Raw genomic sequence first — 21,634 nt, forward strand, 5'->3', positions numbered from 1 at the left:
CGGCCTCAGGAGGCCGAGGCGATGGTGGCCGAGCCGATCACGGTGTCGCCGAGATAGAGCACGGCCGCCTGCCCCGCCGCGACCCCGGTGGCCGGGCCGTCCAGCGTGATGTGGACCTCCCCGCCGGAAAGCTGGGCACGGCAGCCGTACACCTCGCCGTGGGCGCGGAGCTGGACCGTGCAGGCCAGCGGCTCGCGCGGCTCGTCCACCGGGCCGTTCCAGACCGGCCGCTCCGCGACGATGGTCGTGACCTGGAGGGACGAGCGCGGGCCGACGGTGACCGTGTTGGAGACCGGCTCGATGGACAGCACGTAGCGCGGGCGGCCGTCGGGGGCCGGGCGGTCGATGCGCAGGCCCTTGCGCTGGCCGATCGTGAAGCCGTAGGCGCCCTCGTGGCCGCCCACGACCTCGCCGGACTCGTCGACGATCGGGCCCCGCTCCGCACCGAGGCGCTCGGCGAGGAAGCCCCGGGTGTCGCCGTCGGCGATGAAGCAGATGTCGTGACTGTCGGGCTTGTCGGCCACCAGGAGACCGCGCCGCGCGGCCTCCTCGCGGACCTGGGCCTTGGTGGAGTCGCCCAGCGGGAAGATCGCGTGACCGAGCTGCTCCCTGGTGAGCACGCCCAGGACGTAGGACTGGTCCTTGCCCTGGTCGGGGCTGCGGCTCAGGACGCCGTCCGCGACCCGCGCGTGGTGCCCGGTGGCCACCGCGTCGAAGCCCAGCGCGAGGGCCCGGTCGAGCACCGCCTCGAACTTGATCTTCTCGTTGCAGCGCAGGCACGGGTTGGGCGTGCGGCCGGCGGCGTACTCGCTGACGAAGTCCTCGACCACGTCGCGGTGGAACCGCTCGGCCATGTCCCATATGTAGAAGGGGATGCCGATCACGTCGGCGGCCCTGCGGGCGTCTCGCGAGTCCTCGACCGTGCAGCACCCGCGGGCGCCGGTCCGATAGGACTGGGGGTTGGCGGAGAGGGCGAGGTGGACACCGGTGACGTCATGGCCCGCCTCGGCGATGCGGGCGGCCGCCACGGCGGAGTCGACGCCACCGGACATGGCGGCAAGCACACGAAGACTCATAACCCCCTGAGCGTACCCGCGTCGGCGCCCACCCCGTCGGCCCGCCCGGAACGAGGCCCGTGCCGTACGGGACCGGCCGCCCAGGTCCACCCGGCGGGCACCCTCACCGCGCCGATCACCCGGGACCCGCCCGGCCCGCGCCCGTACGGCACGGACCGGCTCAGGCCCGCTCAGCTCAGGCTCACGCGACGGGCCCGCTCAGCTCAGGCCCGCGCGACGGGCGCGCTCGACGACGTGGCCGATCACCTCGGCCAGCCGGTCCACGTCCGCCTCGGTCGAGGTGTGCCCCAGGGAGAAGCGCAGCGAGCCGCGCGCCCGGACCCCGTCGGCGCCCATCGCGAGCAGCACGTGGGAGGGCTGGGCCACCCCGGCCGAGCAGGCCGACCCTGTCGAGCACTCCACGCCCTTGGCGTCCAGGAGCATGAGCAGGGCGTCGCCCTCGCAGCCGGGGAAGGAGAAGTGGGCGTTGCCGGGAAGGCGGTTCACCGGGTCGCCGTTGAGGATCACGCCGGGCACCGCCTGGCGGACCCGGTGGATGAGGTCGTCGCGGAGCCCGGTCAGCCGGGCCGAGGTCTCGGCCTGCCGGGCCACCGCGGCCCGTACCGCCATCGCGAAACCGGCGACGGAGGGGGCGTCGAGCGTCCCGGAGCGGACGTCGCGCTCCTGGCCGCCGCCGTGCAGCACCGGCACCGGGTCGACGCCCCGGGCGAGCAGCAGGGCGCCGACGCCCATCGGGCCGCCGACCTTGTGACCGGAGAGCGTCAGCGCGTCGACCCCCGAGTCGGCGAAGAGCACGGGAAGCTGGCCGACGGCCTGGACCGCGTCGGTGTGGAAGGGGACGCCGTGCTCCCCGGCGATCGCGGCGAGCTCCCGGACCGGCTGGACGGTGCCGACCTCGTTGTTGGCCCACATGACGCTGACCAGGGCGACACTCTCCGGGTCGCGCTCGATGGCGTCGCGGAGGGTCCGCGGGTGCACCCGGCCGAGCTCGTCGACGTCGAGCAGCTCGACGGTCGCGCCCTGGTGGGCGCTCAGCCAGTGCGCGGGGTCCAGGGCGGCGTGGTGCTCCACCGCGCTGATCAGGATCCTGCTCGCCCCCCCGGCGCGGCGGGCCCAGTACAGGCCCTTGACCGCGAGGTTGTCCGCCTCGGTGCCGCCCGCGGTGAAGACGACCTCGCTCGGCCTGGCGCCGAGCGCGGCGGCGATGGTCTCCCTCGACTCCTCCACGACCTGGCGGGTGCGGCGGCCGGCGGCGTGCAGGGAGGACGCGTTGCCGACCTGGCCGAGTTGGGCTGTCATCGCCTCGATCGCCTCGGGAAGCATCGGCGTGGTCGCCGCGTGATCGAGATAGGCGGACTTCACGACCGCATTCCCCTCCCCAACTCGCTGTCAACCTTCCAAGCGTATCCGCGCCCGCGCGGGACCCGATCCCCGAGTTGACCACTAAACCGTCCAGACGGTACAGTAACCGGCATGAGACGAGAGGAGCTGTTGGACGCGGCAGAGGATCTGCTCTGCGACCAGGGCTCCCAGGCGCTCACCCTGGCGACCGTCGCCGAGCGCGCCGGATGCAGCAAGGGCGGCCTTCTCTATCACTTCGGCACGAAGGAAGCCCTGATCAAGGGCATGGTCGAGCGGCTGATCGAAGAGTTCGACGAACTCGTCGCCGCTCAGGGCCACGACACCTACACCAAGAACTATCTGGCGGCCACGTTCGCCGCCGTACGGAGCGGCAGGCTGCGGCGCTGGGCCGTGGTGACGGGAGCCTCCGGCAACCTCTATCTTCTGGCGCCGCTGCGGGTGGCGATGGCCCGGTGGCACCGCGAGGGGCTCGACAGCGAGCCCGACCCGGGGGCGGCGCAGATCGTGCGCCTGGCCTGCGAGGGGCTGTGGGACGTGGCGAGCCACGACCCCGATCTCTACGACGCCGAGCACTTCGAGAGCCTGAAACAGCGTCTGCTCGCCCTGCTGCCCGCCTGATCGTCCCGCCTGCGTGATCACCCCGGCGCCACCACGCGCCGACCGGCGGACATCCGCCCAATCATCCACCTGACCAGGGGAAACACCCACAAAGATTGGTGGTCGCTTTCGCACGCGCGAAAGCGACCGTCTTTGGCATGCCCGTTCCCCCGTTTGTCAAAACATTTATTGAAGGGATTGAGTCATGACCCGCGACCTGAGAGCGGCTCGAACCGGGGCGGTTCTCACATTCGTGCTCGCCGGGCTGCTGTGCGGATCGATGACCGTACGCATTCCGGCGCTCTCCGACAAACTCGGCCTGTCCGAGGCGTCGGTGGGCGTCACCCTCCTCGTGTGGGGGCTGGGAGCGCTCGTCACCATGCAGTCGATGCGCGGGGTGATGGCACGCTTCGGCAGCCGGAGCATCCTGCGGGTCGCGGCCCCCCTGACCGCGATCACCCTGGCGCTGCTCGCGGTGGCGCCGTCGTTCCCCCTGGCCCTGGCCGCGAGCGGCCTGTTCGGCATGGCGTTCGGCGCGGTGGACGTCGCGATGAACGCGCAGGGGTCGGCGGTCGAGCGCGCCTACGGCCGCCCGCTGATGAACGGCATGCACGCGGGCTGGTGCGTGGGAGCGATCTCCGCGGGCCTGCTGGGCACCGCGGCGATCGCGGCGGGACTCTCGATCACGGTCCACCTGGCCCTGGTCGCCCTGCTCGCGCTCCCCGTGGCGGTCCTCGTCAGCCGCTCCTACCTGCCCGACCCGGTGAACCGGAGCGGCACCTCCTCGGCACCTCGCCGCCGGATGCCCCCGGTGGTCTACCTCCTCGGCGTGATCGCCTTCTGCGCGTTCATGGTGGAGGGTACGGTCGCCGACTGGAACGGCCTGTACCTGCGGGACGCGCTGGGGGCGCCGGAGGCGCTCGCCGCCCTGGGCTATCCGATCTTCGAGGCGGGCATGCTGGCCGGGCGCCTCGCCGGTGACCGCGTCCGGGTCCGCTTCGGTGCCCGCGGCATGATGGTCACCTCGGGCCTGGCCACCGCCGTGACCTTCGGCGTGGTCCTCACGGCCCCCACGGCGCCGGTCGCCATCTCGGCCATGCTGTTCGTGGGCGTGGCCGTGGCGACGGTCTCGCCGATGGCGATGTCCCTGGCGGGCGGCGCGACCGGCGACCCCGGACCGGCCATCGCCCAGACCGGCGCGATGGGCTACGCGGGACTGCTGCTCGGCCCGGTGATCATCGGTTTCCTCTCCGATCTGGTCACGCTCAGGGTGGGCCTCGGCATCGCCGTGGTGCTCGGCGTCCTGATCGCCGCGGTCGCGTGGTTCCTGCCCCGCTCCCGCGCGGTCACCGTCCCGCTGGAGACCCCCAGGCGCGAACTCTCCATGGCGGCCTGACCCCGCCGGTGAGAGCCGCGACGAGGGAGGGCACCGCACGGCGTGCGGTGCCCTCCCTCGTTCCTGTGCGAGTACGCCGTGACCCGGCCGGTCACTTGCGCTTGGTGACCTCCTGGGTCAGCTGCGGGACGATCTGGTGCAGGTCGCCCACGACGCCGTAGTCGGCGAGCTCGAAGATCGGCGCCTCGGGGTCCTTGTTGATCGCGACGATCGTCTTGGCGGTCTGCATTCCGGCCCGGTGCTGGATGGCCCCGGAGATGCCCGCCGCGATGTACAGCTGCGGCGAGACGGTCTTGCCGGTCTGGCCGACCTGGAACTGGTGGGGGTACCAGCCGGCGTCGGTGGCGGCGCGGGAGGCGCCGACGGCCGCGCCGAGCGAGTCGGCCAGCTCCTCGATGATCGAGAACTTCTCGGCCGAGCCGACACCCCGGCCACCGGAGACCACGATCGCGGCCTCGGTGAGCTCCGGGCGCGCGCCCTTCTCCTCCTTGACCCGCTCCACGATCCTGGCGCCCTTGGCGGCGTCGGACACGGTGAAGGTGACGCGCTCCTCGGTGCCCGCGCCCTCGGCGGCCTCGACGGGCGTGGCGTTGGGGCGTACCGCGACGATCGGGGTGCCCTTGGTCACCCGCGACCGGACGTTGATGCCGCCGCCGAAGATGGACTGGTCGGCGACCAGGCCGTCCTCGATCCCCACGACGTCGGTGAGCACACCGGAGTCGATCTTGATGGCGAGGCGGCCGGCGATCTCCTTCGCCTCGGCCGTCGCGGCGACGAGCACCGCGACCGGCGACCTCTCGGCCACGAGATGGGCCAGCAGCTCCGCCTTGGGAGCCACGACGTAGTCGCTGACCTCGGCGGAGTCGGCCAGGTAGATCTTCTCCGCGCCGTACTCGGCCAGCCTGGCCCGGGCCTCGGGAGAGTAGCCCTCGCCCGTCCAGACCGCCGCCGGGGTGCCCAGCTTCCTGGCGAGCGTCAGCAGCTCAAGGGTGACCTTCTTGACCTGGCCCTCGACGTGCTCGACCAGAACGAGAATCTCGGACATCTCAGCTAACCCCCGCTCTCAGACGAACTTCTTCGACGCGAGGAAGTCGGCGGCCTTCACGCCACCGTCGCCCTCGTCCTTGACGATCGTGCCCGCCGCGCGCGGCGGGGCGACCGCGAAGTCGGCGACCTCGCTCCAGGAGTTGGCCAGGCCCACCTGGGAGGCGTCGATGTCGGCGTCGGCGACGCCGAGCTTCTCGACCGGCTTCTTCTTGGCGGCCATGATGCCCTTGAAAGACGGGTAGCGCGGCTCGTTGATCTTCTCCACGACGGAGACGACGGCGGGCAGCGTGGCCTCGACCCTGTCGTAGCCGTAGTCGGTGACGCGCTGGATGGAGATGGAGCCCTTGCCGGAGATCTCCACCTGGTTGGCGAAGGTGAGCTGCGGCACGCCGAGGCGCTCGGCCAGCATGGCGGCGAGGACGCCGGTGCGGGCGTCCGTCGACTCCGAGCCGAGCACGACCAGATCGAAACCGATCTTCTTGAGGGTCTGTGCCAGGGCGTGGGAGGTGCCCAGGGCGTCCGAGCCGTGCAGTGCGTCGTCCACCAGGTGGACGGCCTTGTCGGCGCCCATGGCCAGGGCCTTGCGGATGGTGTCGCTCGCCTTGGCGGGACCCATGGTGAGGACGGTCACCTCACCGCCGTGAGCCTCCTTCAGGCGCAGCGCCTCCTCGACCGCGTATTCGCACAGCTCGTTGATGACGCCGTCGGCGGCGTCGCGGTCGAGCGTATTGTCATCGGACCTCAGCTTGCGCTCGGTCGCCGTGTCGGGGACCTGCTTCACGCAGACGACGATGTTCATGGCCGGTGGCCGACCTCCCGTGTTCGCGTACGCCACCGCGTCGCTGCGGTTGACGCCGGATGCGGTACGTGCACGCGGGGTACGTGCACGCGCTGCCAAGACTGCCAGGTGCCCTGGGGCGGTGTGGCAGTGGGTGGCCCGGTCGGTACGTGCCCGCCCCGGCCCCCCGTGATTATGTTACCCATCGGTAGCTTAGGTGCAAACCACCAGGTTGCGCGGCTCGCGCCGGACAGCCGTGATCTCCCCCGAGAACCATGCCCCTACCATACCGAACTATATTCCGGTATTCGCGTGCGGGCGCCACGCCACGCGCACGGCCCCGGCCCGCTCAGCTGGCCACCAGGATCGCGACCAGGACGAAGACGACGGTGCCCAGCGCCAGCGCCAGGGTGAACGTACTGAAGAACGTGCTCAGAGCTGCCCCCAGCGCGACGGCCCCGGCCCCCGAGGCCAGGTCGAGGATCATACGCCCCCGGTCCTTGCGGGCGAACAGGGCGATACCCGCGTCGACGAGCATCACCGAGCCGTACCCGGTCAGGAGCAGCAGCGCCACCTCGGGCAGCGGCTCCCTCGCGGTCGCGGCCATCAGGGCGACGAGCAGGCCGGTGCCGACGACCCAGCGGCGGTGCAGGACGGCCCTGCGGCGCTCGCGGGCCTCCTCCGGCGAGGGCCTGCCCGACGGGCGCGGCTGCCCCGGCCGCCACTCCTGGGTGCCCACGTCCCGCACTCCGGCGTCCGCGGCGTTCACGGCGTCCTGGGGCGGCCTGCTCCTCGGCACGGAAAGGTCCCGGGGCCCCGGGAACAGCCCGGCCTCCGGGAGGTCCGCCCTCGCGAACGGCGGGGGGTCGCGGAACTCGGCCGCCCGGTGCCGCTCGCCCTCGGCGGCGCCCCGGTGCCCGGCCGGTCGTACGGGCCGTCTGGCCTGTACGGCCTGTGCGGCCGGGGTGCCTTCCAGCCACTCCACGATCCGGTCCGCGGTCGGCCGGTCGGCCGGGACGCGCAGCAGGCACTTCTGGAGCGTCGGCTCCAGCCAGCCGGGAACGCCTTCGAGGTCGGGAGGATGATGGACCACGCGGTAGCCGATCGCCGACGCCGGGCCCGTGCCGTAGGGGTGCCGCCCGGTGGACGCGTACGCCAGGGTCGCCCCGAAGGCGAAGACGTCGGCCTCGGAACCGGACCCGGTGCCCTCCAGCACCTCGGGCGCCAGGTAACCGGGCGTGCCGAGCACGGCCCCCGAGGCGGTGACCGAGGGCGAGTCGAGCGCGAAGGCGATACCGAAGTCGATGACGACCGGCTCACCGTCGGTCAGGATCACGTTGGCGGGCTTGAGATCGCGGTGCACCACCCCGGCGGCGTGCACGGTGGCCAGGGCCTCGGCCAGGCCGCGCGCCAGCCGTACGAGATCGTCGTCGACGACCGGCCCGTCGGCGGCGACCACCGCGCCGAGCGGGCGGCCCTGCACATAACGGGTGACCAGATAGGGACGGGCCCCCTCCAGGGAGGCGTCCAGGACCTCGGCGACCCTCGGGCCCTGGACCAGCCGCATGGTCTCGACCTCGCGGGCCAGCCTGGTCAGGGCCGTCTCGTCCGCCGCGACGTGGGGATGCAGGATCTTGACCGCGACCGTGCGCCCCCCGGGGTCGAGCGCCAGATGGACCTCACCGAAACCCCCCGCGCCCAGTCTCGACAGCAGGCGGTAGGGGCCAAGACGTTCACCGTCCGCCGCACCCATGCGACTCCTTCCGGCCGGTCCCCTCCATCGTGCAGCAGAGAAGGCGATCGCGCACCGGCCCCCGGCCGGAAAACCCGCCGGGACCGCTACCTCCAGAACGTCAGGAACCCCAGGCCGAGACTCTTCATCAGCTCGTCGAAGAGACCTCCGACGAGGTCGAGCGCGCCCATCGCGCCCTCGTTCGCCGACTGCCGCCAGGCCGCCGTGAGCTCGTCGACGACCACGGTCGGGTTACGCCACGGGGAGAAGGAGGGGACCACGCTGAACGCCGCCATCACCGCGAAGAACGCCAGCGTGCCCAGCACGATCGTGGTCACCATGCCCGCGCCGGGGCTGCGGATGACCCCGCTCAGCGCACGGGCCACGGCCTTGCGGGGCTTGCCGCCGCCGGGAAGGACGAACAGCCCGGCCACGAAGGCCCCCGCGGCGTAGGCGGCCGCGAAGTTCTTGTTCATGTCTCCGGCGTAGACCAGGAAACCCCACACGCACATGCCGAACATCGCGGACAGCAACCCGGTGACCAGCGTCCCGAACGCGGACCTGATCAACGCCCACGGGGTGCCGAGCACCGCGAGCAGAGGGTCACTGGCGCTGCTGCCCCGGATGGAGCGCCGCTGGGCCAGGTCTCCGAAGAGGTGCTCACCCACCCGCAGGCAGAGCGCGGCGGCCAGCGCGAACACGCTCACCACCACGGGCAGCACACAGGCCAGCGCCACCAGGATCGTGAGCAGCAGCAGCGAGGCCAGCGGATGGGCGGCCCGGTAGCGCTCCTGCGGAGGGGTGCGGGGCGCGGGCCGCTCCTGGGCGGGGGCCTCCCGGCGCGCCTGGACCGGCGGCGGGTAGGGCCGCGCCTGGCCGGTGGGCGGCGGCGCCGGATATCCGGCCACCCGCTGGTCGGCGAAGGGCGGCGGCGCCGCGGCCCTGGCCTGCGCCGAGGGCGGCGCGGGGACGTAGGGCGGCGGCTTGGCGGCCGGGACGTACGGGGGCGGTGCCGTCGCGCCGGACCCCTGCCCCTGCTCCTGCCTGGACCTGCGCTCGCGCCGCTCCGGCTTGGCGTACTCGACCGGCGGGAGCAGGTCGGCGTAGCCGTCGTCCTGCGGCAGCGCGCGGGTGCCGTTGCGCGGCGGCGAGGACGGGGACGGCGGCGGGGGCGTGCCCTGGCCGTCCAGGACCCTGGTGCCGTCGGCGTTGAGGACCTTCGTCCCGGCGTCGAGGACCGCGGTGGGCGGCGTCTCCTGGAAGGCCGTCACCCTCGGGTCGAGGGCGCGGGCCATCCGGTGCAGCTCCGTCGCGGACGGCCGGGTGACGGGGTCGACGGAGAGGGCCCGCCGCAGCCAGCCCCGCAGCCACGCGGGGGCGAGGTCGACGTTGGCCCGGCCCTCCATGATGTTGAAGCAGACGACCTCGAAGCTGCCCGTGCCGAACGGCGGCTTGCCGGTCGCGCCGAAGAAGACCGTCGAGGCCAGCGCGTGCACGTCGGCCGCCTGGGTGATCTCGGAGTCGCGGATGATCTCCGGGGCGAGGTAGCCGGGGGTGCCGACGAACATGCCGGTCTGGGTGAGCCGGGTCGCGTTGACCAGGTGCGCGATGCCGAAGTCGATGACCAGCGGGTCACCGTTGACGATCATCACGTTGGACGGCTTGAAGTCGCGGTGGATGACGTCGGCGGCGTGGATCGCCACCAGCGCCGCGCACATGCCCTGCGCCAGCCGGATGATCTGGTCGGCGGGGAGCGGGCCGTCCTCAAGGACGGTCTCCTCCAGCGTGCGGCCCGGCGCGAACCGGGTCACGATGTAGGGCTGCTTCGCCGTCAGCTCGGCGTCGAGCACCTCGGCGACGTGCGGGCTGCGCACCCGCCGCATGGTCTCCACCTCGCGGGTGAGCCGGTCGCGGGCCTTGAGGTCGGCGGCCACGTGCGGGTGCAGGACCTTGACGGCCACCTCGCGCCCGTCCTCGTCGAGCCCGAGGTGGACGACGCCCATGCCGCCCTCGCCGATCTTCCTGAGCAGGCGGTACGGCCCCAGCCTCTCGGGCGCCCGCGTGTCCCCGGTCATCACGCCGCCTTCTTTCGTAGGTCCTTCAGTTCGTGCACCACCGTTCCGACATCGACCGGCGTCCACACCGCCCGTCGTGCTGCGTCTCCCACGGTGCCGATCGCCAGGTAGACCATCAGCGCCGCCACCGCGGCCAGCCCCGCGGCGGCGATGATGGCCGCGCCGCGCGACGGCAGCAGTGATGCCAGCGTACGTCTCATCTGGCGGCTGGGGCCTTCGACGCCGGGTCCGGCGCAGACCGTCCAGAGCGCGACGGCCACGCCCCAGCTCAGCGCGTTGGTCTCCGGCATGCCTCCGACCAGCACCGCGAGCAGGAGCGTCACCGGCAGGCCGAGGATCAGCGCGTACGGCACGAGGGCGATGGTGATGCCGATCGACTTCAGGAGCGCGGCCGGCTGGCCGAGCACCCGGAAGACGTCGGCCGCCGCCTCGCCCGCGGCCCTCCTGGCGTTGAGCGCGGGCTGGGCGATGTCGGCGGCGCGCAGCAGGATCGCCACCGGGATCGCCAGCGCGGCGACGACCACCGGGGCGATGACCGCCGCGACCGTCATGATGACCAGCATCAGCAGGCTCGCCACCCCGTACGCCTTGGAACGCTGCAACGCGTGACCCGGACGCTGGCCGGGGTGGAGCGCCGCGGGCACGGGCTGCTGAGGCTGCTGGTGATGCTGGGCGTGCTGCTGATGGTGCTGCTGCTGCGGTTGGGGGTGCGGGTAGGGGTAGGGCGGCGGCGTGGGGGTGCGGACGTGCGGGGTCTGCTGCTGGTCGGGCGGGGCCTGCCGCTGCGGGTAGGGCGGCGAGGGCTGGCCACCGGACCGCGGTGACTGACCCTGCTGGCCCTGCTGACCTGGCTGGCCGGGTTGGCCCGGCTGGCCCGGCTGGTTGGTGTACTGGCGGATGTACTCCTGCAGGTCCTGGGGGCGGACCCGCTGGGTGGGGATGTCCCCGTCCGAGACCGGCGCGGTGGCGCCCTGGTCGCGGGCGGCGGGGGTGGACGGGCCGGGCACCGGACCGGGGACGGCGCCCGGGGTGCGGGTGGGGACGTCCTCGGGGGCGAGCATGCCGGTGGGCAGGTCGTGCGCGGCCTGCTGGGCCGCCGCGGCCTGGCGCAGCTCCTCGGGCGTCACCCTGCGGGTGGGCCACGGGTCGGGCTGCTCCTCGCCGAGCAGCGAGACGTACTCGTGGGGCTGGGCCACGGGGGCGGGAGGCCAGGGGGTGGGCTGCTGGAGCGCGGGGCGCGAGGCCACCGGGGTCGGCACGTCGCCTGGCTCGTCGACCGCGGCGCCCTGGCGGCCGGGGGCGTGCGGGACCTGGGCGCCGGATCCCGTGGGCCCCTGACCTCCCTGGGCCACCTGGCGGCCGTGACCGCCCTGGCCGGTCCGCTCGCCCTGGCCCGACACGCCGGGAGCGCCGAACGGGCCGGGCCCGCCGAAGGCGCCGGGACGGCCGGACGCGCCCGAAGTACCCCGGCCGCCGAAGGCGCCCGGGGACCCCGGGGCGGGGTCGTCGAACTCCGCGACCGTGGTGACCTCGTCGGGCACCCGGGGCCTGCCGGAGGCGGGCAGCAGGCGTCCCACCTGCGTCGCCAGCTCGGCGGCGGCGGGCCGCCTGGCCGGGTCGCGCTGGAGGGCGGCCCGCAGGACCGGCTGGAGCGCCTGGGGGACCGCGTCGACGTTCGCCTTGCCCGCGGTGATGTTGTAGAAGATCATCTCCAGCGTGCCCTTGCCGAAGGGCGGCAGGCCGGTGGCGGCGAAGACCAGGGTCCCCGCCCAGGCGTGCACGTCGACCTCCGGCCCGGCCTCGTGCCCCTCGATGATCTCGGGGGCGAGGTAGCCGGGGGTGCCGATGAACATGCCGGTCTGGGTGAGCCGGGTGGCGTCGACGGCCTGCGCGATGCCGAAGTCGATGAGGACCGGCTCGCCGTCCAGGATGAGGACGTTGCCGGGCTTCAGGTCGCGGTGGATCACCCCGACCGAGTGGACGGCGGCCAGCGCCGACGCCACCCCGTGCGCGACCCGCAGCAGCGCGGGCAGCTCCATGGGGCCGTCCTGCTTGATGACCTCGTCCAGCGGCCTGCCCGCGACGTACCGCGTCACGATGTACGGGCGGTGGCCGGTCACGTCGGCGTCGAGGACCTCCGCGATGTACTCGCTGCGCACCCGCCGCATCGTCTCGACCTCGCGCGAAAGACGGCGGCGCGCGACGTCGTCGCCCGCCACCTCCGCGCGGAGGACCTTCACCGCCACCTGCCGCCCCTGCGGGTCGACGGCTAGGTGAACCACGCCCATACCGCCCTCACCGAGCCGCCGCAGCAGCCGGTAAGGGCCCAATCGGTCGTCCTGATTCATGGCATGAAGCACCATATCGGCTTAGACCTCGCCCACGAGATGAACCATCGGGCCACATTTTCCGACTGAATAACGTTCACAGAACCCCGACGGTTTCCCGATTCTCGCTCCCACTTAATCTCATTTCCGCCTCAGTTCGCCAGGTGGAGAACCTGCGCCGTCTTCAACCCGGCCAGCAGGGAACCGGGCACGGCCAGCTTGGAGCGGCGGACACCGCTGCCGATCACGACCCCCGGGTGGGCCGCCACCGCCTCGTCGACGAGCACCGGCCAGTCCTCGGGCAGCCCGAGCGGGGTGATCCCGCCGTACTCCATGCCGGTCAGCGTGACCGCGTCGTCCATCGGCGCGAACGAGATCTTCCGCGCGTCCAGGTGGCGCCGGATCACCCCGTTGACGTCGGCCCTCATGGTGGCGAGCACCATGCACGCCGCGTAGCGGGTCTCCCCCGCGCGCCGGGCCGCCACGATCACGCAGTTGGCCGACTCGTCCATGCCCACGCCGTAGCGCTCGCAGAAGGCCGCGGTGTCGGCCAGCTCCGGGTCGATCTCGGCCACCGTGACCCCACCGAGCCCCTCAACTCCGCCGACGGCCCTCGCCACCGGCTCGGCCAGCAGGTCCGGCCGCTCTGCGGCACTCGTCCAGTCCAACGTCCCGATCGCCATCGCCGTCTCGTCTCCCCGTCTCCCTGGGAATTCCCTCGGGAATTCTCTCGCACCGAAGACTTTACGGCCGCGGGGTGACACTCAGGAGCCGGCCTGGAGCACCCGGCGATGCAGATCGGTGACCGCCCTCCTCGCGGACTCCATGGCACCGGCCTGCCAGGCGGTCAGGTGCGTGAGCCAGTCGCCCGCGAAGTAGACCCGGCCCGCCGGGCGCAGCAGCAGGTCGAAAGAGGCGTCGAAGGAGGGCCAGCTCGCCCAGCCGCCCTCGATGTACGGCTGACGACGCCAGGCGATCGAGACGCTGGAGCGCAGCTCGGCCCGGTACTTCTCCCCGTGGATCTTCTTGCCCTGGGTGAGCGCGCGGTTGCGCCGCTCGCGGTGGGTGAGGCCGGTGTACGCCTCGGCGTTCTCCTCGACGTTGTAGTAGCCGACCACCAGGCCACCACGGGAGTGGAAGCCGTAGGAGGGGTACCAGATGTGGGTGACGTCCAGGTCCGTCTCGGTGGCGCCGCCGTAGATGCGGTCGTCGATCTCCCACCAGCGTCTCCCGTACTCCAGCCCGATCTTGCCGGCGGAGACGGGTACGGGCGTGCGGAGCGCGGCGGTGACCGGGGTGCCGAGGTTGTGCGGCAGGCGCGCGAACAGGTGGGGCGGCAGGGTCGCGACGCAGTAGTCGGCGCGAACGACCCCGTCCCGGAGGGTGACCTCCACGCCGTCGGGCAGGTTCCTGACCCCGGTGACCGGCGTGCCCGTCCTGATCCGGTCGCGGCCGACCGCGTCGGCGAGCGCGTCGGTGATCCTGTCCATGCCGCCCACCGGCTGGAACATGGGCATCACCTGGTCGTAGCCGAAGTCCATGGTGACGTACCTGCCGGTGCCCGCGGCGAGCACGTCGCGCATCGGGGCGGCCGGGCCCACGGAGACGCCCTCGCCCACCCCGGGATAGGTCTCGAACCCCCGGCGCCGGGAGTCGCGCCGGTAGGCGAGGTCGGGGCCGAGGTCGCCGAAGCGCCGCAGGAACTCCGCCAGCCGCTCGCGGTCCTCCCCGGTGAGGCGGCGGTTCAGCGCGCCCGCGTTGCTCGCCTTGGCCAGCAGCTCCGCGACGTAGCCGTACAGGTCCGCGCGGGCCGCGCGGGCCCGGAGCGGGGCGGCCATGCCCTGCGTGTAGACGTACGCCGAGGCGTTGTTGTTGACGAAGATCTCGACGGGTACGCCCAGCTCGCGGCAGTAGTCCATGGTGACCATCCAGGGCGCGATCCGCGCGGCCCCGGCGTTGAAGTAGATGCCCTCCCCGAACGCCGCGGTCTGCGTCTCGCCGCCCAGCTCGTCCAGCCGGTCGCCCGCGCGCAGCGTGAGGTTCCTGCCGCCCACCCGGCCGGACGCCTCCAGGACCGTGCAGTCGTACCCGGCCTTGCCCAGCTCGTAGGCGCAGGTCAGCCCGGCGACGCCCGCGCCGAGGACGACCACCTTGGCCGCCCCCCTGCCGGTGAGGGAGAAGTCGGAGCGCTGCGGGGGTGTGAAGTCCCTGTCCTGGGACTCCGGGACGAGGCCGAGCGCGCCCATGGCCGCGAACATGGCCCCGGCGCCCCCGGCCGCGCCCACGCCGACCAGCAGCGCCCTGCGCGTCAGCCCCGCCCCCGCGCCGGGCGCGGCCCCGGTCTCGGCGGGTACGACCTCGGCGGGCGCGGTCTTGTTATCGGCGGTCTCGTCACTCATGGGGGTCGTCACAGCACATCGGGCACCGTCGGGTCGAAGGGGGTCACCGGGTCGGGGGAGTCACCGGGGCGAGGGGGATCGCGCGTCGCAGGCTATCCGGGCCGGGGGAACCGGAAGGCAAAAGGGGGGCGCGAAGGACATCGAGCGAGGTCAGCCGTACGCGCCGCTGGAGCAGGCGATGTGGCCGCCGATCGTGGCGAAGATCCCCAGGAGGGCCATGATCTGCGAGAAGTCGTCGGTGGTGAACTCCGAGTGCCGGGGGCCCGCCGCCGTCACGCCGGGGATGATCGCGCACCCGGCGGCGATGGCGGTGGAGTTCCACTCGACGCCGAGGGTGAACGGCGGCTCGGGGGCGCAGAGGCGGAAGTCGGTCACCCGGCCGAGCGCGCGGGCCGCGGCCTCGCGGATGCGGGCGTGGGCGACGGCCGGTGGCAGGAGTTCGGCGGCGAACCTGTCGATGCCCTTCTTGACCGCGACGGTCTCCACGTCGCCGAGCAGCTCCCTGGCCTCCTCGCAGACGGCCTCGTCCCCGGTCACCAGGACCACCGGCACGCCGAGCGTCCCGGCGAAGGAGGCGACGAGACGGGTCTCCCCGCAGACCTCGCCGTTGAGGTAGATGTTGTGGATCTCCTTGCCCATCCAGGTGTGGTTGAGCACCCCGTGCTGGACACCGGCCCGCGCGTGGTAACCGGCGAAGCAGGCCGCCCGGTGGCTCGCGTCGAGCCCCTGCCCCATCCGCAGCGGCTTGCCGGGCCCCCGCAGCAGGGTCGCCCGCTCGTCGAGCAGGTCGATCCTGAGGTTCTTGGTCGAGCCGTGGGCGTCGTTGACGCGTACGGCGGTGGCACCGGCGTCGTACAATCCCTCGACGACCGCGTTGGCGTCGCCGGTCATCAGCTCGCAGCCGCGCTCGTAGCCCCGGCCCCCGGCGTGCATCTCCTCGGGGTCGGTCAGCCCGGTGACACCTTCCATGTCGACCGAGACGTAGACCTTCACGCCATCCCCCACGTCTCGACGCGACGCGCCTCGTCCTCGCTCATGAAACCGATTTCCCCGTCCACGAAGTCGTGAACCTGCTTGCGCCACGGTTCGGGGATCTCCGCGACCGCGGGCGGGTAGCAGCGGTCCAGCCAGGCCGTGGAGGACTCGGTCGCGCGAAGGTGCCGCGCCGCCGTGGCGAAGACCGTGTCCTCGATGCCGGGCACCCGGGCGCAGCCGTACTCGATCATCTCCTGGCCACCGTACGGGGGCGGCTCCTGCCACTTGCGGGCGACCGGGCGGCCAACGGTGATCGTGGTGCGCAGCGGGCGGCGCTCGACGGCGGCCTGGATGAGCTCCTTGTACAGGCACTTGCCGCAGGTCCCGCAGGGGCCGCCCACCCCGCGCAGGCACCAGCGGAGCTGCCCGCGCAGGCCGGAGCCGAGGGCGAGCCGCATCGTGACGGCCTCGCTCACCCCGCCCACCGGAAGCACAAGGTGCAGCCCGGCGGCGGCGAACGCCCGCCCCCAGGCGCCGTGCGGGGCCCACATCAGGTTGTCGGGCGTGTAGCGGTGGATGTAGCGGGCGCCCCCCAGCCAGCGCGACCCAAGCTCGTAGCCGAAGGCCAGGCCGCCCAGGCCGAGCTCGTCGGCCATCAGCAGCGCGCCCACGGCGACCGCGTGGTGCTCGGGGTAGCCGGGACGGGGCTCGGCGAGGGTGAACTCCAGGTCGGAGCGGACGACGGTCAGCTCGCGGCCGGTCTTCTCCGCCAGCGAGGCCAGTACGTCGGAGCGGTAGTGGGTCCACCGGTTGGGCACGCGCGGGTGGGAGACCCGCTGGAAGTGCACGAACGGCGCGTCGGGCAGCATCGCGGCCACGGCGACCGAGTCGGCCCCGCCGCTGTAGGAGATCGCCAGCCTGCCACCGGAGCGCGGACGCGTCCCGATGGGACCGGCCTCGATCCCCCAGCCGTCGCCGATCGCCCCGGCGAGCTCCGGCGAGATCGGCCGGTCGAAGGTGACGCGGCGCCGGGTCCAGGGGGCGACCACGGTCCACGCGGCGAGGGCGAGCAGGTCGGGGTGGATGTCACGCGGCGCCTTCGGCAGCTCGGCCCTGAAGGTGTTCGTGGCGAGCTTCAGCGGCTGGCCGTCGGCGCACCGGCCGGTGACGTCGTCCTCGGGGTCCAGCCGGAACACCAGGTGCCAGGTGCCGCCGTCGGCCGTCCAGGCCACTCTCACCCCGTACCCCCGGCGGTGGCGCGGTCCACGGCCTGCCAGAGCAGCACCTCGTTCTGGAGCACCCCGTCCAGCGCGACCGCGGTCTCCTGGGCGAGCCGGTGGGCGTCGTCCCAGCGCCCGGCCCGCGCCGGGTCGAGCTTGACCCCGGCCACCCGCGCGCGCAGCTCGACGACCTCCGCGCGCAGCGCGGTGACCTCCCTGGCCAGCGTCTGGACCTCCCAGAGCGCGTCCTTGACGTCCTGCCGGTGGTCGGCCCTGGAGATGTACCGGGAGTCGAACCAGCCGAGAACCGCCCGCCGCAGCGGGGCGGGCACCAGCGCACGCTTCACCAACCGCACCATAACTCGGCACGATACCGGCAATTCTCGATCATCCAGGACCAATCCCTATAGCTCCACCGGCTCAGCGCCCGGTGAACTTCGCCTTCGCCTTCTCGGAGAAAGCCCGCATGCCGATCCCCGCGTCGTCGGTCGCGAACAGGCCGGAGAACTGCAGGCGCTCGATCTCCAGGCCGGTGTCGAGATCGGTCTCCAGGCCGCGGTCAACGGCCTGCTTCGCGGCGCGCAGCGCCAGGGCGGGACCTCCCGCGAACCGGGCGGCGTACGCGAGGGCCTCGGTGTACACGTCCTCGTCGGGCACGACCCGGTCCACCAGGCCGATGCCCAGCGCCTCGGCGGCGGACACGTGGCGCCCGGTGAAGATGAGGTCCTTGGCCCTGGACGGGCCGACCAGCCGGGACAGCCGCTGGGTGCCGCCCGCGCCGGGGATGATGCCGAGCAGGATCTCGGGCTGGCCCAGCTTGGCCGACTCCCCGGCGATCCTGACGTCCGCGCACAGGGCCAGCTCACAGCCGCCGCCGAGCGCGTAGCCGGTCACCGCCGCGACGACGGGCTTGCCGATCCTCGCGACGGCGGTGAAGCAATCCTGCAGGACCCGCGAGTGGACCGCCATGTCCGCGTACGACATGTCGGCCATCTCCTTGATGTCGGCACCGGCCGCGAAGACCTTCCCGCCGTAGAGGACCACGGCGTACACGCCGTCGTCGGCGTCCACCTGCCGGGCGCACTCGGCGATCTCCAGCTGGACCTGCCGGTTGAGCGCGTTCATCTTCGGCCGGTCGAGCCTGATCGTCGCGACCCCGTCGGCCGCCTCCACCCGCGCGAACTCACCCATGGACGTCCTTCCGCCGTGACCCCTCTTGATCTCTGTGCCGTGATCCACCATAGAGCGCGTCTCAGTTGACGGGCATGGCCAGGTCCCTGCTCTCCCCGGCGCTCCTGCCCGGGTCCTCCCCCGCCCGCCTCGGCAGCCCGGCGACCGTCCTGCGGTAGATCGCCTCGTACGCGCGGGCCATCACCTCCACGCTGAAGAAACGCTCCACGCGGGAACGGCAGGCACGCGGGTCGAGCAGGCCCGCCGCCTCGATGGCGGCGGGGAGCTCCGCGGGGTCGCTGCGGATGAATCCGGTGACCCCGTCCACGACCACCTCGGGCACGGCGCCCCTGGACAGGGCGACCACGGGCGTGCCGCAGGCCATGGCCTCGATCATGACCATGCCGAACGGCTCCTCCCAGACGATCGGGAAGACCAGGCACCTGGCCGCCGCCAGCAGCTCGTGTTTGCGCCCGGTGTCGGCCTCGCCGACGTACTCGGCGTCGGGGCCGAGCCGGGGCCTGACGTACTCGTCGAAGTAGTCGCGCTCGATCTTCTCGGTGAGCTTTCCGGCGAGCAGGATGCGCCGCCCCGCCGCGCGGGCGGCGTCGATGGCCAGGTGGGCGCCCTTGTCCTCGTTGAACCGGCCCAGCCACAGCGCCCAGTCCTCCTTGCGCTCCCTGAAGGGGAAGGCCGTGACGTCGACCGCGTTGTGGACCATCCCCGCCCAGTTCAGGTCGGGGGCGATGCGCCGCTGCGCCTCGGAGATGGCGATCATCGACACGGTGGCGCCGAGCGCCCGGTAGTACTCGCCGAACTCCCCCACCACCTCCCCGTGGCAGGTGAGCAGCGTCGGGACGGCCCGCGCGGGCGCGCTCAGCGGCCCGGCGAGGGTGTGGTCGTGGATCACGTCCACGACGAGCTTCGAGGTCATCGCGTACGCCTTGGCCGCGTGCAGGACCTCCGGCACCGGCTCGCCGATCCGCTCGGAGGGCGCCCGCCCGTAGGTGCTCAGGAAGCGCGCGGGGGTGCCCGCCCGGCCGGCCCCGACCAGCGTGATGTCGTGCCCGCGCCGGGTCAGCCCGGCGACGAGACCGGCCACCATCGACTCGATGCCCCCGTAGCCCCGGGGCGGCACGTCGTACCAGGGCGGCGCGACCATCAGGACGCGCATGCCGTCGGACCATCCCTGAGCATTCCTTGAGGAAACCCTTGAGGAAACCATGGACACCTCTCCTAAAGATCCTAAAGAGACACGGAACGTGGGAGGAGGCGGGAGAAACGGTCAGTGGACCTGCCGCAGGGCGGCGGTGAGCGGGCTGCGCGGCTCGTTGATCAGGGTGATCCCGTCCGGCAGCCCGCTGACGGTGGCGCCGTCCCCGCCGACCTCGATCGTGACCTTGGCGCCCGCGAGCGGCAGCCCCTGGATCCGCAGGCCCTTCAGGTCGACGGGATCCAGCCACACCCGCCCGTACGGGATCCACGGCTCGAAGCGCAGCAGGCTCCTGACCAGCTGGATGGGGCTCGCCGCGGCCCACGCCTGCGGGGAGCAGGAGGTGGGGTAGGGCACCGGCCAGGTGAACTCGGCCCGGTCGAAGCCGCAGAACAGCTCGGGCAGCCGCCAGCCGAAGACCTCGGCCGCGTCCAGCAGGCCGAAGGCGATCCGCTGGGCCTCGCCGGTGAAGCCGTAGCGCATCAGCCCGGCCGCGATCAGGGCGTTGTCGTGCGGCCAGACCGAGCCGTTGTGGTAGCTCATCGGGTTGTAGGCGCCCATGGTGGTGGCGAGGGTCCGCACCCCGTACCCGGTGAACATCTCCGGCGAGAGCAGCCTCTCGGCGACGAGGGGGGCCCGGTCCTCGTCGACGATGCCGGTCCACAGGCAGTGGCCCATGTTGGAGGCGAGGCTGTCGATGGCCCGTCCGGCGCCGTCGAGGCCGATGGCGTAGTAGCCCCGGTCCGGCAGCCAGAAGCGCTCGTTGAAGGCGTCCCTGATGCGTTCCGCGCGGGCCGTCCACTCCCCCTCCAGGGCGCTGTCGCCCGCCTCGTGGGCGAAGTGGGCGCGGGCGATGTAGGCGGCGTAGACGTAGCCCTGGACCTCGGCCAGGGCTATCGGGGGGACGGCGAGGGTGCCGTCGGCGAAGTTGACGCCGTCGAAGGAGTCCTTCCAGCCCTGGTTGACCAGCCCGTGGTCGGTCTTGCGCCGGTAGGACAGGAACGGGTCGGCGGACCTGCGGATCCAGTCGAGGGCGGCGTCGGCGTTCGGCATGAGCGCCTCGACGGCGTCCTCGTACACGCCCCACCGGCGCAGCTCGCCCATGACCATCACGAACAGCGGGGTGGAGTCCACCGAGCCGTAGTAGGCGCGGCCCGCGTGCGGCGAGGCGCCGGTCTGCGTGCCGAAGCGGAGTTCATGCAGGATCTTGCCCGGTTCCTCCTCGGTCAGCGGGTCGTCGACGGTGCCCTGCAACCGGGCCAGGCGCCTCAGGGTGCCCAGTGCCAGGCACTGGTCCATCTGGAGCGCCATCCACGAGGTCAGCAGCGAGTCACGGCCGAACAGGGTCATGAACCACGGCGCGCCCGCGGCGATCGTCGGCGGCTCGTCCGGCGTGCCGGGCTCGAAGAGCCGCAGCGCGCCGAGATCCTCCTTCGAGCGCTCCAGGACCTGGGCCAGGACGCGGTCGGAGGTGACGACGATCGGGCTGAGGCGCTCCCAGTCGGCGCGGCGCCTGGCGGGTTCCGCGTGGTCCAGCGGGCGGTGGGTGGAGAACCACGCGGGCGACTCCTCGCCCTCCAGGATCGGGTTGACCTGGAGGCTCGCGGTCCACTCGCCCCGCGCGGGCACGACGACGCGGAAGATGAGCACGCCGGGCACGGCGAACGGCGCGGGCTCGGCCACCACCCTGGTGCCGCGCGAGCGGCAGGCCGAGACGATCAGCAGTCCCGTCCTGTCGGACGTCACCTCCACGTCGCTCACGTGCCGGATCCGGCCGGCCTTCACCTCGAACAGGTCGGCCACGTCGGAGGCGACGTGGATGTCGACCACGCATCCGGCGGGCTCGACGCCCAGGTTGCGCAGGGTCAGGTCCTCACGCAGGCCGCCCCCGACGTAGCGGTCCCTGAGCACGAGCAGGCTGCTCTCGGCCCGCCCCGGGCGGGGGGCCGCCCTGCCGAGGAACATCGCGTGGTACGGCTCGGCGGGCAGGACCCTGAGCGCCTCCACGGGCATCTCGTCCACCCTCAGCTCCCAGCGCGACAGGATCCGGGTGTCGGCGTGGTAAACCCCCTGCGCCCCGCCGGGGAGGATGTCGCCGTTACGGGCGCACACGCAGAAGGAGCCGCCCTCGACCAGCGTGACCGTGGTGTCGCCCAGCGCGCCCGGCTGGCCCTCGAACGTCCATGCGTCCACTGTTCTCTCCAGGGTGTGCAGATGTCGGCTATCTAGCCATTCCCACCACAAACAAGAAAGAACTATGTAAATGT

General features: G+C 72.7%; 17 protein-coding genes. 2 read left to right on the top strand and 15 right to left on the bottom strand.

Features of this window, described 5'->3' with window-relative positions:
* Nucleotides 1-5: 5 nt before the first annotated feature.
* Together mnmA and ACW9TB_RS06950 are read right to left on the bottom strand one after the other, a co-directional pair.
* A complete protein-coding gene (gene mnmA, locus ACW9TB_RS06945) occupies nt 6-1,076 on the bottom strand; it encodes a tRNA 2-thiouridine(34) synthase MnmA (protein ID WP_472747085.1) in 1,071 nt (356 codons plus the stop codon).
* A 198-nt stretch (nt 1,077-1,274) separates the two neighbouring features.
* On the bottom strand, nt 1,275-2,438 hold the full coding sequence (locus tag ACW9TB_RS06950) for a cysteine desulfurase family protein (protein ID WP_472747086.1): 1,164 nt from the start codon (nt 2,436-2,438) through the stop codon (nt 1,275-1,277).
* A 111-nt stretch (nt 2,439-2,549) separates the two neighbouring features.
* Between ACW9TB_RS06950 and ACW9TB_RS06955 the strand changes: the two genes are divergently transcribed.
* Together ACW9TB_RS06955 and ACW9TB_RS06960 are read left to right on the top strand one after the other, a co-directional pair.
* Nucleotides 2,550-3,056: a TetR/AcrR family transcriptional regulator gene (locus ACW9TB_RS06955; RefSeq protein ID WP_472747087.1), complete on the top strand. Its 507-nt coding sequence runs from the start codon at nt 2,550-2,552 to the stop codon at nt 3,054-3,056.
* 184 nt (nt 3,057-3,240) lie between these two features.
* The gene (locus ACW9TB_RS06960) at nt 3,241-4,431 is read left to right on the top strand and encodes an MFS transporter (RefSeq protein ID WP_472747088.1); all 1,191 of its coding nucleotides are present in this window, start codon (nt 3,241-3,243) and stop codon (nt 4,429-4,431) included.
* Nucleotides 4,432-4,522: 91 nt separating this feature from the next.
* On the opposite strand, the gene ACW9TB_RS06965 is transcribed toward ACW9TB_RS06960, so the two are convergent.
* The 13 genes from ACW9TB_RS06965 to ACW9TB_RS07025 form a co-directional block, all read right to left on the bottom strand.
* A complete protein-coding gene (locus ACW9TB_RS06965; RefSeq protein WP_472747089.1) occupies nt 4,523-5,476 on the bottom strand; it encodes an electron transfer flavoprotein subunit alpha/FixB family protein in 954 nt (317 codons plus the stop codon).
* Nucleotides 5,477-5,494: 18 nt separating this feature from the next.
* Nucleotides 5,495-6,277 (bottom strand): electron transfer flavoprotein subunit beta/FixA family protein, encoded by a 783-nt coding sequence (locus tag ACW9TB_RS06970; protein WP_472747090.1) that lies wholly within the window; start codon nt 6,275-6,277, stop codon nt 5,495-5,497.
* Between the two features lie 328 nt (nt 6,278-6,605).
* Complete coding sequence (locus tag ACW9TB_RS06975) at nt 6,606-8,009, bottom strand: serine/threonine-protein kinase (RefSeq protein WP_472747091.1); 1,404 nt, start codon at nt 8,007-8,009, stop codon at nt 6,606-6,608.
* A gap of 86 nt (nt 8,010-8,095) precedes the next feature.
* Nucleotides 8,096-10,063, bottom strand: coding sequence for a serine/threonine-protein kinase (locus tag ACW9TB_RS06980; protein WP_472747092.1), 1,968 nt, complete (start codon nt 10,061-10,063; stop codon nt 8,096-8,098).
* Complete coding sequence (locus ACW9TB_RS06985; protein WP_472747093.1) at nt 10,063-12,411, bottom strand: serine/threonine-protein kinase; 2,349 nt, start codon at nt 12,409-12,411, stop codon at nt 10,063-10,065. The genes ACW9TB_RS06980 and ACW9TB_RS06985 overlap by 1 nt, the downstream gene beginning before the upstream one ends.
* A 131-nt stretch (nt 12,412-12,542) precedes the next feature.
* Entirely contained in the window at nt 12,543-13,073 is a 531-nt protein-coding gene (locus ACW9TB_RS06990; RefSeq protein ID WP_472747094.1) for a YbaK/EbsC family protein, read from the bottom strand.
* A gap of 81 nt (nt 13,074-13,154) precedes the next feature.
* A complete protein-coding gene (locus ACW9TB_RS06995; protein ID WP_472747095.1) occupies nt 13,155-14,789 on the bottom strand; it encodes a flavin monoamine oxidase family protein in 1,635 nt (544 codons plus the stop codon).
* 150 nt (nt 14,790-14,939) lie between these two features.
* Nucleotides 14,940-15,794: a M55 family metallopeptidase gene (locus tag ACW9TB_RS07000; RefSeq protein ID WP_472747096.1), complete on the bottom strand. Its 855-nt coding sequence runs from the start codon at nt 15,792-15,794 to the stop codon at nt 14,940-14,942.
* Nucleotides 15,779-17,002: a DUF6395 domain-containing protein gene (locus tag ACW9TB_RS07005; RefSeq protein ID WP_472747097.1), complete on the bottom strand. Its 1,224-nt coding sequence runs from the start codon at nt 17,000-17,002 to the stop codon at nt 15,779-15,781. The genes ACW9TB_RS07000 and ACW9TB_RS07005 overlap by 16 nt, the downstream gene beginning before the upstream one ends.
* On the bottom strand, nt 16,999-17,331 hold the full coding sequence (locus tag ACW9TB_RS07010; protein ID WP_472747098.1) for a hypothetical protein: 333 nt from the start codon (nt 17,329-17,331) through the stop codon (nt 16,999-17,001). The genes ACW9TB_RS07005 and ACW9TB_RS07010 overlap by 4 nt, the downstream gene beginning before the upstream one ends.
* A gap of 73 nt (nt 17,332-17,404) precedes the next feature.
* Entirely contained in the window at nt 17,405-18,175 is a 771-nt protein-coding gene (locus tag ACW9TB_RS07015; RefSeq protein ID WP_472747099.1) for an enoyl-CoA hydratase/isomerase family protein, read from the bottom strand.
* A 61-nt stretch (nt 18,176-18,236) separates the two neighbouring features.
* Entirely contained in the window at nt 18,237-19,328 is a 1,092-nt protein-coding gene (locus tag ACW9TB_RS07020; protein WP_472747100.1) for a glycosyltransferase family 4 protein, read from the bottom strand.
* 111 nt (nt 19,329-19,439) lie between these two features.
* Nucleotides 19,440-21,560 carry an amylo-alpha-1,6-glucosidase gene (locus ACW9TB_RS07025; protein WP_472747101.1) on the bottom strand — a complete coding sequence of 707 codons (2,121 nt, stop codon included), beginning with the start codon at nt 21,558-21,560 and terminating at the stop codon, nt 19,440-19,442.
* Between the last annotated feature and the right edge of the window lie 74 nt (nt 21,561-21,634).

Source organism: Streptosporangium sp. H13245 (assembly GCF_055690525.1).